Source organism: Lactiplantibacillus sp. ME-2, from assembly GCF_022549155.1.
GTDB classification, from domain to species: domain Bacteria; phylum Bacillota; class Bacilli; order Lactobacillales; family Lactobacillaceae; genus Lactiplantibacillus; species Lactiplantibacillus plantarum.
Genome location: NZ_JAKZEQ010000048.1, coordinates 1 through 16452, shown reverse-complemented (window position 1 = coordinate 16452; position 16452 = coordinate 1). Strand labels below are relative to the sequence as shown.

Annotated in this window: 18 protein-coding genes and 2 pseudogenes; 19 read left to right on the top strand and 1 reads right to left on the bottom strand. The window is 33.9% G+C overall.

What is annotated here, in order from left to right; genetic code table 11:
- The 18 genes and pseudogenes from MMY95_RS13830 to MMY95_RS13745 all read left to right on the top strand — a co-directional run.
- The coding region (locus tag MMY95_RS13830; RefSeq protein ID WP_241277728.1) for a GNVR domain-containing protein at positions 1-635 on the top strand (635 nt) is incomplete at its 5' end.
- 11 nt (positions 636-646) lie between these two features.
- On the top strand, positions 647-1375 hold the full coding sequence (locus tag MMY95_RS13825; protein ID WP_241277727.1) for a CpsD/CapB family tyrosine-protein kinase: 729 nt from the start codon (positions 647-649) through the stop codon (positions 1373-1375).
- On the top strand, positions 1362-2126 hold the full coding sequence (locus tag MMY95_RS13820) for a CpsB/CapC family capsule biosynthesis tyrosine phosphatase (protein ID WP_241277726.1): 765 nt from the start codon (positions 1362-1364) through the stop codon (positions 2124-2126). The genes MMY95_RS13825 and MMY95_RS13820 overlap by 14 nt, the downstream gene beginning before the upstream one ends.
- Before the next feature lie 26 nt (positions 2127-2152).
- Entirely contained in the window at positions 2153-3100 is a 948-nt protein-coding gene (locus MMY95_RS13815; RefSeq protein ID WP_241277725.1) for an NAD-dependent epimerase/dehydratase family protein, read from the top strand.
- Positions 3081-3758 (top strand): sugar transferase, encoded by a 678-nt coding sequence (locus tag MMY95_RS13810; RefSeq protein WP_210716481.1) that lies wholly within the window; start codon positions 3081-3083, stop codon positions 3756-3758. The genes MMY95_RS13815 and MMY95_RS13810 overlap by 20 nt, the downstream gene beginning before the upstream one ends.
- Position 3759: 1 nt before the next feature.
- Positions 3760-4881: a glycosyltransferase family 4 protein gene (locus MMY95_RS13805; protein ID WP_241277724.1), complete on the top strand. Its 1122-nt coding sequence runs from the start codon at positions 3760-3762 to the stop codon at positions 4879-4881.
- A 2-nt stretch (positions 4882-4883) separates the two neighbouring features.
- Complete coding sequence (locus MMY95_RS13800) at positions 4884-5792, top strand: glycosyltransferase family 2 protein (RefSeq protein WP_241277723.1); 909 nt, start codon at positions 4884-4886, stop codon at positions 5790-5792.
- Between the two features lie 8 nt (positions 5793-5800).
- The gene (locus MMY95_RS13795; protein WP_277602026.1) at positions 5801-6895 is read left to right on the top strand and encodes an EpsG family protein; all 1095 of its coding nucleotides are present in this window, start codon (positions 5801-5803) and stop codon (positions 6893-6895) included.
- Between the two features lie 40 nt (positions 6896-6935).
- The gene (locus MMY95_RS13790; RefSeq protein WP_241277721.1) at positions 6936-7982 is read left to right on the top strand and encodes a glycosyltransferase; all 1047 of its coding nucleotides are present in this window, start codon (positions 6936-6938) and stop codon (positions 7980-7982) included.
- Positions 7972-8916 carry a glycosyltransferase family A protein gene (locus tag MMY95_RS13785; RefSeq protein WP_241277720.1) on the top strand — a complete coding sequence of 315 codons (945 nt, stop codon included), beginning with the start codon at positions 7972-7974 and terminating at the stop codon, positions 8914-8916. Before MMY95_RS13790 ends, MMY95_RS13785 begins: the two co-directional genes overlap by 11 nt.
- 242 nt (positions 8917-9158) lie before the next feature.
- Positions 9159-10124 (top strand): glycosyltransferase family 2 protein, encoded by a 966-nt coding sequence (locus MMY95_RS13780; protein WP_241277719.1) that lies wholly within the window; start codon positions 9159-9161, stop codon positions 10122-10124.
- A 78-nt stretch (positions 10125-10202) separates the two neighbouring features.
- Positions 10203-10304 (top strand): annotated as a pseudogene (locus tag MMY95_RS13775) (LytR family transcriptional regulator); the annotation flags it as partial.
- Positions 10305-10315: 11 nt separating this feature from the next.
- Positions 10316-10546 (top strand): annotated as a pseudogene (locus MMY95_RS13770) (Wzz/FepE/Etk N-terminal domain-containing protein); the annotation flags it as partial.
- Positions 10547-10577: 31 nt separating this feature from the next.
- The gene (locus tag MMY95_RS13765; RefSeq protein WP_241277718.1) at positions 10578-11822 is read left to right on the top strand and encodes a glycosyltransferase family 4 protein; all 1245 of its coding nucleotides are present in this window, start codon (positions 10578-10580) and stop codon (positions 11820-11822) included.
- Complete coding sequence (locus tag MMY95_RS13760) at positions 11819-13252, top strand: lipopolysaccharide biosynthesis protein (RefSeq protein ID WP_057911387.1); 1434 nt, start codon at positions 11819-11821, stop codon at positions 13250-13252. Before MMY95_RS13765 ends, MMY95_RS13760 begins: the two co-directional genes overlap by 4 nt.
- Positions 13253-13626: 374 nt before the next feature.
- Positions 13627-14226 carry a transposase gene (locus MMY95_RS13755; protein WP_241277717.1) on the top strand — a complete coding sequence of 200 codons (600 nt, stop codon included), beginning with the start codon at positions 13627-13629 and terminating at the stop codon, positions 14224-14226.
- Positions 14223-15044, top strand: coding sequence for an IS3 family transposase (locus tag MMY95_RS13750; RefSeq protein ID WP_241277730.1), 822 nt, complete (start codon positions 14223-14225; stop codon positions 15042-15044). The genes MMY95_RS13755 and MMY95_RS13750 overlap by 4 nt, the downstream gene beginning before the upstream one ends.
- Positions 15045-15146: 102 nt before the next feature.
- On the top strand, positions 15147-15734 hold the full coding sequence (locus MMY95_RS13745) for a recombinase family protein (RefSeq protein ID WP_241277716.1): 588 nt from the start codon (positions 15147-15149) through the stop codon (positions 15732-15734).
- Positions 15735-15817: 83 nt separating this feature from the next.
- Here MMY95_RS13745 and MMY95_RS13740 read toward each other — a convergent pair whose 3' ends face one another.
- Positions 15818-16177, bottom strand: a complete 360-nt coding sequence (locus tag MMY95_RS13740) for a hypothetical protein (RefSeq protein ID WP_241277715.1) — start codon at positions 16175-16177, stop codon at positions 15818-15820.
- Between the two features lie 18 nt (positions 16178-16195).
- Between MMY95_RS13740 and MMY95_RS16115 the strand changes: the two genes are divergently transcribed.
- Positions 16196-16405: a LytTR family DNA-binding domain-containing protein gene (locus tag MMY95_RS16115; protein ID WP_347192199.1), complete on the top strand. Its 210-nt coding sequence runs from the start codon at positions 16196-16198 to the stop codon at positions 16403-16405.
- Positions 16406-16452 lie beyond the last annotated feature (47 nt).

The following is a 16452-nucleotide window of genomic DNA, read 5'->3' as shown; positions in this document are numbered from 1 at the left end:
AATCGAGTGTTCAGATTTTGGTTAACCGTAAGAATACTAATGCCGCTACTGAGTATGCTGGGCAGCAGGCTGACGTTCAGATGATTACGACCTACAAGGAATTAATTGCTGGACAAGTGGTTTTAAAACCAACTCAGCAACAATTAAGTGAGCGTTATGGTATTGAGCGCTCACTGAACACATTGAAAAGTGAAGTTAGTGTGACAAGTACGATCAACTCACAAGTTTTCTCGATTGCAGTTACTGACACTGATGCAAAAGCTAGTGCGACAATTGCCAATCAGATTGCTCGTAGTTTTAAGAACCAAGTGCAAAAGATTATTAAAGTTAACAACGTCACGATTGTTGCTCCAGCCGAAACGCCAAATGGTGCGGTATCACCGAAAAAACCTCTTAATATGTTGGTTGGGTTAGTTGCAGGATTGTTACTAGGATTTGTTTATGCAGCGATTCGGATGCTCACTGATCGTCGCGTTCACGACGCTGATTTCTTAACTGATGAATTAGGATTGACTAGTTTAGGCTTGGTTAACCATCAACATCACCATTCAATGAAGAAACAGGCCTTGAATCTGAATGGTGGCTATCATACGCATAATGATCGAACATCGTCACAAGCGATGAAACGAGTTTAGGAGGGTGTTAGATGTTTAAACGTAAAGAACAGAATATAACGACTACGGCCCCAATTAATCTCACGACGATTAATGAACCCACGTCGGTCATTACTGAGCAGATTAAAACAATTCGAACCAATATCAATTTTGCGGCTACTGACAAAAATTTACGAACTTTAATGGTGACTTCAGCGATGATTGGTGAAGGTAAGTCAACAGTAAGCGGCAACTTAGCAGTGGAGTATGCCAAGGAAGGCATGCAAGTCTTACTGGTCGATGCCGATTTACGCCGGCCAACAGTCCATAAGACATTTGGCCTTGAAAATCATAAGGGATTAAGTTCATGGTTGGCTAGTCAAATGGACAATGTGAATGATGCAATTCATCCCGTCATTGGCAATCTATTTGTGATGACGAGTGGTCCTAAGCCACCGAATCCCGCGGAACTGTTAGGAAGCAACAAAATGACAGAATTCTTAACTTCGGCAACTCGCAAGTTAGATCTAGTAATCGTTGATGCACCACCAATTTTGCCGGTGACTGACTCACAATTGCTTGCTAATAAAGTTGATGGCACGGTCTTAGTTGTTCGCCAAGGTGTAGCCCAAAAAGCAGCGGTTCGTGATGCTGTTAATTCGTTGAAAAAATCTCAAGCCAATATTCTGGGCGCAGTACTGAATGATGTTCGCGATGGTTCGCACCATGGCTATTACGGCTATAGTAGCGGTTATGGGTACTACAGCGATGAAGATAAATAATTTAGTTGACTTACATTGCCACATCTTACCAGCCATTGATGATGGTTCGCCTTCCTTAGAAGCGTCATTGGAATTAGCACGGCAGGCGGTTGCTGACGGGATTCGCTATATTTTAGCGACACCACATCATATGGATCGACACTATCTCAATCATGCAGGTGATGTGTCTGCGGCGGTTAAGGCATTTCAAGCAGAGCTAGATGCAAATGATATTCCGTTAACCATTTTTCCTGGTCAAGAGGTACATCTAAATGGTCAGTTGATGGAAAATGTTGATGATTTGTTGGGCATAGATGCCAGTAGACACTATTTACTGTTGGAACTTCCTCACGAGATGGTACCAAGTTATTTGGATGAAATGATTTTTCGATTGTCTTGTGAGGGGATTACCCCAGTTATTGCACACCCTGAACGGAATGCTCAAATTATTGCGGAACCGCAGCGATTATACAAGTTGGCCGAGGATGGGGTCTTGGCACAGGTTACGGCCACGAGTTTAGTTGGCACTTTTGGGGACCAAGTCCAGCGAACTGCAAAAGAATTCGTTAAGTGCGGTTTGGTGCAGGTGGTCGCATCAGATGCACATACGCTGAAAAATCGGGGCTTTGCTATGACCAAGGCCTATGAAGTATTAAATGAAATGAATTCGAAATATCCTGAACGTTTTGCAACCAACGCTCGGGATTTGTTGAATGGTGAACAGATCGATACTGGTGAGATTGTGATGCCCAGAAAACAGCGAAAGCACTGATTGTTTTAAAAGAAGGAGCGAGTTAAATGAAAGCATTAGTAACTGGAGGAGCGGGATTTATTGGTTCCCACCTTGTGGATCACTTGGTCTCAGAAGGTTTGGACGTTGTCGTAGTTGATAACTTGTCCATGGGGGACCTACATAATGTTAAGCATCAGGATGAAGTCACCATTTATGTCGAAGATGTTCGCAACGAAAAATTCATGCAACAATTGTTACAGGAAGAACAACCAGATTATATTTACTTTTTAGCAGCTGTTGCTAGTGTTGCAGATTCGATTGAACGTCCAGCTGAAACCCATTCAGTGAATCAAACTGCAGTATTCAATATGTTGGAATATATTCGGAAGACTAATTTACCAATTAAACAGTTCCTATTTACGTCTTCGGCAGCGGTTTATGGTAATCTGCCAGAATTACCTAAGAAGGAAGACTCACGAGTTGATCCATTATCACCATATGCGATTGATAAGTATGCTACGGAACGTTTTGTACTAGCATATGGTGAACTTTATGATTTACCAACTGTCTGTGTGCGTTTCTTCAATGTTTATGGCCCTGGTCAAAATCCCAGTTCGCCATATTCAGGGGTGCTGTCGATCTTGACCGATTGTCTCAATAACAAGAAGCCATTTACCTTGTACGGAGACGGGAGTCAGACGCGAGATTTTGTGTATGTTGAAGATGTTATCCAAGCATTATGGTTGATAACTAAGAGTAATACGAAGCATGAAGTCTTTAATATTGCCAATGGTAATGAAACTAGTTTAAGTGCCATTATCGAAACGTACGAGAAAGTTGCGGGGACTTCATTACAGGTTAAGAAAGCGCCGGGTCGTGAAGGGGAAGTTAAGCGTTCGGTGGCTAACATTGGTAAATTAATTAAGTTGGGATACACGACGAGGTGGTCGTTAGAAGCGGGTTTGAGCAAATATTGGGAAGGGGCTCAACGACGTGAAGAAAGTCGAAATTAATGAAACAGTTAAAGTTGGTCATGTACAACCACAAACGGATTATCGTTTTCCAACTATGATTGGAAAGCCAGTTATGGGTTGGAAACTATTTGTAAAACGGATTTTTGACCTTACTGTCGGGTTAATCGGGACGGTTTTGAGTTTGCCAATTGTTCTGGTGTTTGCCATTCTGGTAAAGCTGACTTCTAAGGGACCAGCATTTTATAAGCAAGAACGGGTTGGACTAATGGGGAAGAGTTTCAATATAATTAAGCTGCGGTCGATGTATCAGAATGCTGAAGCGCGAACAGGTGCGGTTTGGGCTCAAAAGAATGATCCGCGAATTACGCCCATTGGTCGGTTTATGCGAAAAACTCGAGTAGACGAACTACCGCAATTCTGGAATGTGTTAAAAGGTGATATGAGTTTGGTAGGACCGCGACCAGAACGGCCAGTGCTGACAGAGGAGTTTAGTCGGCAATTTTCAGATTTCCCTAAACGGTTACGTATTATTCCTGGTATTACAGGGTATGCACAAATTAATGGTGGCTACGATATTACGCCAGATGAGAAATGTAAGCTGGATAATTACTATATTGATCATTATTCATTGACAATTGATTTTAATATTGCCTTTAAAACCATTAAAATTATTTTTACAGGTGATGGAGCTAGATAAGATGAAAAAAATATTATACTTTATTACTACTTCGGAATGGGGGGGTGCCTCTCGTTATGTATATAACTTATGTAGATTTGAGAAGGAAAAGGGAAATAAGGTATATCTGGCAGTTGGATCGCGAGGGAAACTATCTGATAAGGTTGAAGAATTAGGTATTCAAGTATTTATAATAAACTCTGTTAAAAGGAATATAGACCCTATAAACGATCTTAAATCAATATTAAGAATTAGAAGACTAATAAAAATATTAAAGCCAGATATAATTCATTTAAATTCTTCTAAAGCTGGTTTAATTGGGAGAGTAGCTTGTCAAGGCATTAGAAATAGAAAAACTAAAGTTGTTTTCACGGTTCATGGATGGGCTTTTACAGATGGTGTTCCATCTAGATTAAAAAAAAGCTTGTTTAATTATATTGAAAAAAAGGTAAGTAGCTTTACTGATTTGTTCATCTGTGTGTCGAATTTCGATAAATTTATTGGGAAGAGAAATAGAGTATTGACGCCTGAAAACAATGCAGTAGTTATTCATAATGGTGCAGTTGCACCTCAAATAACTGCTATCAATTATTCCAGTCATTTTCCTATAAGCCTGGTAATGATAGCTAGATTTTCAAAGCAAAAGGATCAAGAATCACTAATTAGAGCAGTAAGTACATTACCTAGAGATAGTTATCATTTAACATTTGTTGGAGCGGGAGAGACATTAGAACATAATAAAGAAATTGTCTCTAAATTGCAATTAGATATGAATATAGAATTTGTCGGTTTTAAGGAAAATGTAGACAAGTTTTTAATTAATAATGATGTTTTTATCTTATCTACACACTATGAAGGCCTTCCTATTAGTATAATAGAAGCTTTAAGTTACGGACTACCTGTAATTGCAAGTAATGTAGGCGGAAATGATGAGTTGGTTGAAAATAACGTTAATGGTTATCTGGTAAATTCTATATATGAAATGAACTTAGCTATCAGGAAACTAATTAACAATCCATCGGAAGTCAAGCGTTTAGGCTTAAATAGTCAAAAGAAATATATGAGTGAATTTACTTTAAACAGATGTATGAAATTAACCGATGCTCAATATAACTTGTTATATAGGAAAAAAACAAAGATATAATTATGAAAGAAAACAAGGATATAATTATGAAAGAAAACAACGAATTATTCACGATAATAACTTGTACGTATAATAGAGGGGGAAAATTAAATAAATTGTTTGATTCATTAACCAAACAAAAGCTATTTAACTTTAAATGGTATGTAATAGATGATTGTAGTACTGACAATACTAAACAAGTTATAAAAAGCTGGATTAATAACTGCAAATTTAATATTTCGTACTACAGAATGAAAAAAAACGGCGGCAAGTATAAGGCGTTGAATTTTGCTTTTGATAAAATCACAACGCCGCTATTCATAATAATTGATAGCGACGATTATTTGGTTAATGATGGCTCGGTAATCATTAAAAACGCTTGGAATAAATATAAAAATAAAAATATATCCTCTATTATTATGGAGCGTGGGAGTACGGGCATTAATGATCCAATGTTAAAAATAAAAAATAGTGGGCATATTGATTATAGATACTACTATATGCTAAGAAATCATATTACTGGGGATTATTCCGACGTATTTGTTACATCATGTGTGCAAGATTTTCGTTTTCCTGAATTTGAAAATGAAACATTTATGTCTGAGCAACCTTTATATTATTGGATGTCGCAACGATATAAGTCCGTATTTTTAAGTCAAGTTCTAACCATTGGTAAGTACTTAAATGATGGGCTATCTAGAAATTTAAGGAAGTTGGAAATTCAAAATTGGCAGTGTACATTGTACGAATCTAGTCTTTTTCTGGGTCCTGATACCCCATTATGGTATAGAATAAAAAAAGGAATTCTTTATGACTTTGTTCTGCTCAAAACAAAGAAAAATATTTATAGTAACATTGCTAGCTCTCCAAATAAAGCAATTCTAATTATAAGTTTATTACCGTCAATTATATATACACTTCTAAAACGTTGAGGTAAAAAATGATTATATATATAATCCTAATTATTATATCTTTAATTCTATTTGGATTGAGAAATTCGATAGCCTATAATAACGCTATTTTAAGAAAATTAATTTTGGCTTCCGTCATAATGCTTTTACTTGCTTTAACCATTTTTAGAGGAATTACGGTTGGAACAGACTATATGTCCTATAATAGTTATTACTATTCTAGTAGTGCGGAACTAAAAATGCAGTATATTGAGAATGGTTATATTTTACTAAATAGTTTAGCAAGATCATTAAATCTATTCATTATAATTCCAATGTTAGAATTTGCTATCAGTTTTTTTGGAATGTTTAGTTTAGCTAAAGTTAGTAAATGTAATGATTTTTCATTTGTTAGTATGTATATCCTTACCTATACTTATATGCAATCATTTAATACCTTAAGACAGTTTATTGCTATGGGATTTATTTCGTTTGGATGTACTTTTTTGTTTAGAGATAGAAAAGGAAAAACATTATGGTTTTTACTTTTTATTTTGCTAGCCTGTCAATTTCATTCTAGTTCTCTAATTATGTTAATAATACCCCTTTTTATGAAATTCCATGTTACAAGTACAAAAGTGTTTATTTCCGGTATAGTAACAACTATTTTATTTGCAACAGGCCTTGGAATAAAGATAACACAGCCTTTAATAATGACGAATGGGCATTACGCTACTAAGTATAGTGATTCTATTACATTTTTAACTTCAAGTGGGAATAAGGGGATTATTCAATTCTTGCCCGTTATTATTCAATTTATTTTGTTTTACTTTTATTTGTTTTTAAACAGAGAAGATAAAGATCTTTTCTATTTAAAATCACAAAAGTATAATCTCATATTTACTGGATATCTAATATTTTTGATACTGTATTCTGCTGGCGGTAATGGTGTTATTGATAGAATACAGATGTTTTTCTTTTTTTTCTGTATAATTGCTAATTGTTATTTTGTAGACAAGACAGTAATTAGATCTGTCAACCTTAAAATGTTGTATCAACTATTGGTAATAGGATTCTGGGTATTGTATTGTGTATTAAGATTAGTGCTAAATAATGCTGGTATTGTTCCATATATATTAGGATAAGCAGCTGAAATATGATTTTTTACCGAAAGAAGGCAACAAATTGAAAATAGCAATTATTACTCCCACTTTAAGTGGTAGAGGTGGAGAGGAAACTGTAATTAATAGGATTTTAAGATCAAGAAAGATTAAATTAAAAAATATTCAGGTTTACTTAGTGATTCTAGGGAAATCTTATCATAAAGAATGGTTATCCGGATTGAATGAAAGAATAAAAATAACAGGTACAGGAAACGAACTTAGTAATTTTCTTTTTTTGAGCAGATTTATACAAAAAGAAAGATTTGGAAAAGTTATATGCTTATCAAGAAAGTCAATTCTTTATTCATATCTTATACGAAAAGTTTTAAAACTTGACTATACTATATATTCATGGATTCATTTTGACTTAAGTAAAGTAAAAACTACATTTGTCGGATTAGCTGATTATCATTTAGCTATAAGTGATGAAAACTGTGATCAACTCAAAAAAAAGAAAATAGGAACCGCTAATAACATTTTTACTATTTATAATCCAGTGGAATCACATAGTCTTACCATTAAAAGGGAACACCGCAATGAATTTATTTATGTTGGAAGGATAACATTTGAAGAGCCAAAGGATATTAAAGAATTAATAGATAATGTTGCTAGCCTTAGCTTTAGTAATTGGAGATTGAAAATTATTGGCGACGGTAGAGAAAAAGAAAAATGTCAGAAATATTTATTAAGTCATTATCCTAAGTTAAATAATAATATCATTTGGGAAGGATGGAAAGATAATCCCTGGGATAATATTGATTCGGCAGATGTTTTAATTCTTACATCTTCACATGAGGGCCTGCCAATGGTGCTATTAGAGGCAATTTCAAGAGGAATACCATGCTTATCAAGTGCTGTTAGTGGGGTATTCAGTGTTATCCAGCCATCAATAAACGGTGAATTATATAAAAAAGGTGATAAAAAAGACTTTGAAATTCAACTACAAAAAATACTTAATAGTAAATATAATATCAATTTATTAAAAAATAGTATAGATAAGTTTTACATTGATGCATACTTAAATAGATTTATTAATTTGCTAATAGATGGTGAATGTTATGATCAGTAAAAAAGTGAGTGTAATTGTTCCGGCATATAATGCACAGGAAACTATTAAAGAATGTATTGATAGCCTTATAAATCAAAAAATCAATGTAAATATTATTATTGTAAATGATGGATCAACAGATAAAACATCTAAGATATTAAAAGAGTATAAAGATTCAAAAAATATATTTGTTATAGAGACCAAACATATAGGCGTTTCAAATGCTCGAAATGTAGCAATTAAATTAGTGAAGACAGATTATGTTACATTTGTTGATGCAGATGATATAGTTACAGAATATTATGTAGATAATCTTTTGAAAGAAATCACTTATTTTAAAGCTGATCTGAGTATTTGTGGTTATTCTTTAGATAATCATCCAGTTAATTTAAAACAACATGATAATTATACAAGTGAGGAGTTTGTTAAAGACATAATAACGCCAGGAAATTGTGAGGGATATGTTTGGAATAAACTCTTTAGACTGGATATTATACGTGAGCATTCTATATATTTTGATTCACATATTCAATTTGGAGAGGATCTTCTTTTTTGTGCAAAATACGGCAAATTTTGTTCAAAAATTGTAGTAGGAAATTCTGTAGATTATATAAAAAGAAGTGAGGGAGTAAGTTCGATTTATAAGTTTAATACTTCTTTTTCATATAAAATTTTTGATTTGTTGAAGGTATACGATAGATTAAAATCCCTGTATGCTGATAATAAAACAATTATTCGTGAAGTATGTGGTCGTCAGTGTGTTTTGGCCGCTGATATTAGTCGAATGTTGATGTTTCAAGATAAAAAAAGTAAAACTTTAAAAGGAATCATGTATTCAAATTTGATTAGTGTAATTAAAAGTCGAAAATTAAGGTTGCGTGAAAAAGTGAAACCTTTTTTAGTCTTATCTTTTCCTGTAATTCAACATTGGGTAGATGTGAATAAATTACGTTAGTTTTAGCGTATTTGTAACTCTTAGTGTATAAAAGTTAATCAGTTTTTATCGATTATTACAAACACAGAAAATGTGTTGATGCAGATTGTAAGTATATGTGTTCTAATTCAGGTATCTTGTAATTAATTAATAATAAGTTTCTATTAGATATGACAATTAATAAAGTAAGTTAAAATTGAAGTCGTATTAATTATTAGGTAACGTAGCCTAATTTAGATTTATTAAGAAAAGTAGGTGATATTTTGGAATTAGTAACAGTGATTATACCAGTTTATAATGTTGAGAATTATCTTTCTAAGTGTATAAAAAGTATTTTGAGACAGTCTTATAAAAATTTAGAAATCATTTTAGTTGATGATGGCTCTAATGATACATCATTTTCAATTTGTAATTCTTTTATAGTGAAGGATAAGAGAATTAAACTATATCATACTAATAATTTAGGCCTTTCACATGCAAGAAACGTCGGGCTTAATCATGCAAATGGAAAATACATTGTTTTTATTGATAGTGATGATTATATTCATAAAGATATGATTAGTATTATGATGCATAAAATAGGTAATGCTGATATGCTAATTTGTAATTACGAAAAAGTAACAGATAATAATGATGGACTTATACTGCAAGACAGCAAAATGTTAAAAGATGATACTTGGAGTCTAAAACAGTTTTGGCAATATTATTACTTTGATGATTTGAGAGCTTTTTGTTGTGTAGCGTGGAATAAATTATATAAAAAGGATTTATTTGATAATGTAAGATATCCTCTAAATAGAATTCACGAAGATGAATACGTAATTGGTAAAATTGTTAATAAATGTAAGAAAATAAAAGTTATTGGGAATACTCTTTATTATTATGTGCAAAGGCCAAATAGCATAATGCATCAATCATATCATGGAAACTTTGAAATTGCGGAGGCACTTTTAGGCAGATATAACAATTTAAGAAAATTAAATTCCGTTAAAATATTAAACGAAAATCTTAATGAAATTCCAGGATTCTTAGTAACAGGTTTAGATGAAACTCATGGACAAGGAAAAGGTAAAGAAAGATATTTCTTTTTGAGAAAAAAATACAATTTTATTTTAAAACAGTATTTGAAAAAGCAATTTTCTATAAAGCTTTATTTAAAATATTTATTATTGCTAACCCCAAGGTTCTATTATTTTATAATCAAACTGCATAAAAACAATTTTAATTAAGAAGACGATTATTTAAAAATTATGGAAGTAATAAAAACATTATATATATAATGCTGGATATCAACTTCTTGTGACACTCAAGGCCGTGGTCAAAATGAAGACGGCCAGGCATTTGAAGTTGTCCCAACCAGTGAACAACAACGGATTACGAACCTATTAAAGAATAGTCTTAAGAATTAAGGAGTAGAGCTTTGAATAATTCGTCAGAAACAGTAAATAACACGATTGATTTGAGTCGCTTAATGGCGATCCTACGCAAGCACTTCAAGATGCTGATTGCCTGGACCCTACTTGCCGGGGTGCTGGGCTTCGTGGTTGCTCAGTTTGTAGTGGTGCCAAAGTATACGGCGACAACTGAGATCTTGGTTAACCAGAAGCGCAGCAATGATAATAACGGGCAAGCCTACAACAATCAGCAAAGTTAGTATAGTTTTATGAGGGAGGAAAGGTATTTTGAAATTAGCAATTTTTGCGCCAAACGTTTTACCAGTTCCCGCTTTAGACGGCGGAGCGGTTGAGGAGTTGACAACTTATATCATTGAAGAGAATGAGCAAAAGCATTTATATGATATAGACTTGTATACCATTGATAATTGTAATAGACTTTCTAATTTCAAATTTAAATATACTAATATTTTACAAATTAAATATAAGCCTAATCAGACGAAGCAACACTTTATAGATATATTGAATAAATTTCTAATAAGAATGCCGAATGGTCGGGTTATATCTGACTTTAGTGAATGTTTAACTCATAATTTTAAGAAAAATTTCTATGATGCAGTTATTGTTGAAGACAATAGAGAAGTATTTAACACTATTGTTCGAAAAATAAATCAAGAAAAATTAATATTTCATGTTCATGATGATATTTATCCGCCCGAGGATGATATCAACATAATTCAACGACTGATTCATCCTGCAGAATATAATATGATTAAGGGCATTATTAATTCTTCAGATAAAATTATAACTGTTAGTCGTTATTTGGAAAAAAGGTTTGAAAAATATGGAGCTAAAAACGCTGTGACTCTTTATAATGGTGTTTTAAGTGAGAAATTGATCCCTACATCATTAGAAATTCAAGAGTCTTGGAAGAAAAGACTTAATATATCTAATAAAGATATTGTTTTTACTTTTATTGGGCGTTTTATCAGTGATAAAGGTATTGATCAATTCTTAAATTCATTAAAATTATTGAAAGATTGTACAAATTTGAAATTTTTAATAGTTGGGAAAAATTGGTTACATTCTCATGCAGAAAATGAATATATTTCTGAGTTAAAAAGTATTGTAGCGTCAATGTCATATGACTTAAAATCAAGAATAATTTTTACTGGCTATGTTGATCATAAAAAGATTAACGAAATATATTCAATTTCAGATTGTATTGTTATACCATCGCAATTTGAAGAAGCCTTTGGCGTAGTCGCTTTAGAAGCAATGACTATGGGGGTACCAGTTATTGCTTCTAAGTCGGGGGGCTTACCTGAAGTGTTAGGAAATAGTGCATTAATAATAAATCGTGGGGTTGATTTTGTAGAAGAATTATCGAAGGCGATTCGCCAGCTGTATTTAAACCCTGATTTAAGAATTAAATTAGGAGAAGTTGGAAAGAAAAGAAGTAATCGATTCCCACAAACGAAGGAAGAATATTTTAATGATTTTAGCAAAATTGTAAGAGTAGGTGAGTTATGAGTAAAAATAAGCCAAGTATTTTTTCTGGATTCTTTTGGAAATTTAATGAGCAAATTACAAGTCAACTGGTTTCGTTTATTGTTTCTATTGCTTTAGCCAGAATTTTAGCGCCTAAAGAATATGGAGTAGTTGCTTTAGTAAATGTATTTATAGTCTTAATGGAAGTCTTTGTAACTACTGGATTTAGTTCTGCGTTAATTCAAAAAAAGAATGCAACGAGATTAGATTTTTCAACGTTATTTTATTGTAGTTTTATATTTTCAATAATTCTCTACATAATAATTTTCTTATGCTCAGGACTGATTGCTAAGTTCTATCATAACGAAGACCTTATCCCAGTTATTAAAATTTTAAGCTTAAGACTACCGATTTCAGCTTTTAGTTCAATTCAAATGGCATATGTTTCTAGACATATGGCATTTAAGAAAATTTTCTTTTCTACAACTATTGCAACAGTTATTTCGGGTGTTTTAGGCATTTCCTTAGCTTATATGAATTTTGGTGTGTGGGCATTAGTATGGCAGGGATTAACTTCTGTATTATTTCAAACTATTGTTTTATTTTTTGAAATTTCTTGGCGACCGTACTGTGAATTTTCTATGTCTGAAGCTAAAATATTAATGAATTATGGTTGGAAAGTATTAGCTGCTAACTTTTTGGGAACATTTTTTTTGCAGTTTAGGTCTTTAATCATTGGACGATTTTATAATGCAGTGGATCTTGCTTACTATAATCGAGGTTCACGTTTTCCGGAACTAATATCAAACAATGTTGATGGAACAATATCCACAGTCCTTTTTCCGGCTTTATCTCAATATTCGGATGATTTAAATAAATTGAAAGAGATGACTAGACGATCAATGAGAATGTCATCGTTTGTAATTTTACCATTGATGTTTGGTATGGCAGTTGCTGCTAAGCCTATAACAATTTTATTGCTTACTAAGAAGTGGCTACCTTCAGTTCCATTTATGCAATGCTTATGTGTTGCATTTTGTTTTAGCACTATTTCTAATGCAAATATGCAAGCATTAAAAGCTAGTGGGCGAAGTGATGTACTTTTAGAATTAGAGGTTCTAAAGAAACCAGTTTACTTAGTATTTATACTTAGTTCAATAAAAATAAGTGTCCTAGCAGTAGCGGTTTCCATGGTATTAAATAATTTTATAGAAATGTTGATTGATATTTTACCTAATAAGTGGGTGATTAAGTACCCATATAAGGAGCAGTTTAAGGATGTTTTCCCGGCTTTTCTGTTAGCCATTATAATGGTTCTTTTTATTTATCCTATTGGTTTCTTACACTTAAACTCTATTTTTGAAATACTTTTAGATGCCCTAGTAGGATCTATTGTATATTTAAGTGGTGCTTATTTGTTGAAACTTCAGCCTTTGTTTTATCTTTTGAACTATTTAAAGCATTTATTATAAGGTAAGCAGTCAATAACGATACGTATTGAAAACGGGCTCTTTGTCAATCGGTAAAGATGAAGAGATTTTTGAGAACTAGACTAGGCCACATTGGCTATTGGTCTAGTTCTCTTTTTTGGTTCTTCGTAAGTAGTGGCTCTTCGTCAAGAAGTACTGATGAGAAAATAGAATAAGTTTTTTAAGCAGCTCGTGTCTGGAATTCGTACAATACCCTTTAGGGTTGACACTTTAAATAATAAAAGCGTCAATTCTAGGGGGTGTTTTTAGTTTCTAGTTATTCCACAACAGAAAAATTAAGATTATTAAGTAGTTACCAGGATTCAGATTACTCATTAGGAGTATTCGCTGACTATCACGAAGTGAGAACAGCGAATATGACTAAATGGATTAAGCAATTTTTATTAGCAGGACTAGCAGGATTAATTCGTCCTAAACATAACCAGAAATATCCACTTAAGACAAAGGTTGCCGCGGTAAAGGATTATCAAATTAATGGATTGACTAGTCGTGAAGTCTTAATCAAGTACAAAATACGCAATATTTCTCAACTAAAGCAATGGATTATCCAGTACAATAGTGACAAACTAACTGTTGCTTACGCAACGAGAAAGCTAGTTAAGAAAATGGGTCGGAAAATATCCTTTGATGAGAAAAAGCAGATTGTAAAGTGGACGATTAACCACCAGAACAACTATAAAGAAGCGGCTAGTAAGTATGATGTCAGTTATCAGCGGGTTTATTCGTGGGTACGTAAATATTTGCACGATCATAATTGGGAAGCTCTAAAAGATAATCGTGGCAGAAATAAAGGCAAAGAGCCAACAACTGAACTCGAACGTTTGCGAAAACGAGTACGAAAATTAGAAGCAGAGAAACGAGAAAGTGAGGTACAAATTGCGTTCGCAAAAAAATTAGTCGAAATACGCAATCGGGAGGTGCATTGGCCGGACGATATCAAGCAATTCAAGAAATGATTAAAGACGGCGACTATACAGTGTCAGAACTAGTTAAGGTAGCTAAAGTAAGCCGGCAGGCCTACTATAAGTGGATAAAGCGAGAACCGACTACTAGGGATATCCAGGATCAAGAGATTCTTAATTTGATTAAAAAAATTGAACAAACTAATAAGCAAAGTGTTGGCTATGGGGAAATGACTCGCCTTATTAAGCGAGCCGATCTCGGATACTTGGTCAACAAAAAACGAGTTATCAGAATTATGAAGGAACATGGGATTAAAGCTGACTATCGTCAGGCTAAAAGAAAACGAGGCAAGGAACGTCAAACCTATCAAGCTGAAAACACTCTTAATCGTCAATTTGAACAGGAAGCAGCTAATCAGGTTTGGGTAACTGATACAACAGAACTCGCTTACAACATTCATAATTATAAGGTTCGTTTACATGTAGTTCTGGATCTATATGGTCAATTTCCCGTTAGCTGGTTAATTACCCCAACGGAAACTAGTGAGGGAGCAATTCAAGTATTCAAGAAAGCTCAGGAACAAGAAGGTGTATTAGCCCCACTTATTCATACAGATCGTGGTGCTGCTTATACTTCTAAGGCATTTAATCAATATTTAACTAGCAATAATAGTCAACACAGCTATTCAGCTCCTGGCACACCAGCGGATAACGCAGTTATTGAACATTGGTGGGCCGACTTCAAAGCAATTTGGTTAGCACATTCTTCTAAGCCACAAACACTTGATGAACTTCAAATGTTAGTAGCTGAGGGAATTGAATATTTTACAATCTACCTTATAAGGAACCAATTAAGATTTTTGTTTGACTAAACCAATCTAGCCACTAGGGTATACCCTAATGGTCTTTTTTATTTCTGTGCTATACTAGGAATTACAAGCGTTCATTAGAACTGTCCAAAAGGAGAATTGGAAATGGCTAAAATCGGTTATGCGCGTGTGAGTTCCAAGGAGCAACATTTAGATCGACAGTTAGCGGCTTTAAAAGACGTTGATAAATTATTTACGGATAAACTAAGTGGGGCGAATACTCAGCGGCCGGCTCTGCAAAAGCTGTTGACCTATATTCGCGAAGGGGACATTGTCCTGGTTACGGAATTAGATCGCTTGGGACGGAATAATCAAGACCTAACTAAGATCATGAACTCCATTCAAAATAAGGGTGCCACCCTAGATGTGTTGAATTTACCGTCCATGACAGGGATTGCTGACCCAAATTTACGTCAACTGATGACCAACTTGATTATTGAACTCTATAAGTATCAGGCTGAAAGTGAACGTAAGCGAATCATTGAGCGCCAGCAACAAGGGATTGCCTTAGCTAAGCAGCAGGGTAAATATCATGGGCGCAAACCCCAATATGCCAAAGATGATCCCCGTTTGCAACATGCTTTTAAGCTTTATCGAGCTGGCATGAGTGACATTGATGTGTCCCGAAATACAGGTATTAAACGGACGACCTTTATTCGATACCGTGTGAAATACGGTATTAAAAGAAAATAGGGCCCCCTTTTGGTTAGCACATGTTAACTGAAAGGGTCCCTATTTTCTTTACTTAATAAGTCTAATTAAATTAGTAAGTTTACTCAGGCCTTTTCTGGGTGTAAATAGTTAATTGAGATTCCAGCAATGACAATGATGGCTACTACGAACAAAGCCAAATACCAAGTTACTTGAATCCCCGGGTGAAGATTAGGCGCAGTTAAATTAATCAAAGTTGATCCTATAGCCGTACCATTTGCAATGGCAATATTTTGAATCATTCGTTGTAGTGAACCGATTGTGCCTTGATTGCTGGTGGAACCCGATTGCATGATAGTGGAAATATTAGCTGGCTGAAAATAGCCACCACCGATTCCGAATAAGAATAGGCAACCGGTTACGATAATTGGCAGCCATTGAACACCAACTAAAAGCAAGCCAACGAAAGCTAGCGCAATAATCATAATCCACTATCTTCTTTCATCACTGTCACTAAAGAAGAAAAAACACGTGTCATTAAGATCAATGATATTGTCTATGCGGTCATTAATCAGGGTGAATTAACTATTACAACTACTCAAGGAAAGTTCATCGCACATGAGACTTTGAATTGGCTAAAAAGCCATCTGGATTCACAACGTTTTATTCAAGTGCATCGTAATGTACTAGTTAATATTGAAAAGATGGATTGAAGTCAATATTTGAGACAGATTTTAAGAGACATTCAGAACCGCGTTTA

Coding starts and splice junctions, on each gene's coding strand:
- MMY95_RS13805 (WP_241277724.1), top strand. CDS start 3,760: ATGAAAAAAATATTATACTTTATTACTACTTCGGAATGGGGGGGTGCC.
- MMY95_RS13800 (WP_241277723.1), top strand. CDS start 4,884: ATGAAAGAAAACAAGGATATAATTATGAAAGAAAACAACGAATTATTC.
- MMY95_RS13755 (WP_241277717.1), top strand. CDS start 13,627: ATGACTAAATGGATTAAGCAATTTTTATTAGCAGGACTAGCAGGATTA.
- MMY95_RS13820 (WP_241277726.1), top strand. CDS start 1,362: ATGAAGATAAATAATTTAGTTGACTTACATTGCCACATCTTACCAGCC.
- MMY95_RS13815 (WP_241277725.1), top strand. CDS start 2,153: ATGAAAGCATTAGTAACTGGAGGAGCGGGATTTATTGGTTCCCACCTT.
- MMY95_RS13750 (WP_241277730.1), top strand. CDS start 14,223: ATGATTAAAGACGGCGACTATACAGTGTCAGAACTAGTTAAGGTAGCT.
- MMY95_RS13740 (WP_241277715.1), bottom strand. CDS start 16,177: ATGATTATTGCGCTAGCTTTCGTTGGCTTGCTTTTAGTTGGTGTTCAA.
- MMY95_RS13745 (WP_241277716.1), top strand. CDS start 15,147: ATGGCTAAAATCGGTTATGCGCGTGTGAGTTCCAAGGAGCAACATTTA.
- MMY95_RS13825 (WP_241277727.1), top strand. CDS start 647: ATGTTTAAACGTAAAGAACAGAATATAACGACTACGGCCCCAATTAAT.
- MMY95_RS13795 (WP_277602026.1), top strand. CDS start 5,801: ATGATTATATATATAATCCTAATTATTATATCTTTAATTCTATTTGGA.
- MMY95_RS13760 (WP_057911387.1), top strand. CDS start 11,819: ATGAGTAAAAATAAGCCAAGTATTTTTTCTGGATTCTTTTGGAAATTT.
- MMY95_RS13785 (WP_241277720.1), top strand. CDS start 7,972: ATGATCAGTAAAAAAGTGAGTGTAATTGTTCCGGCATATAATGCACAG.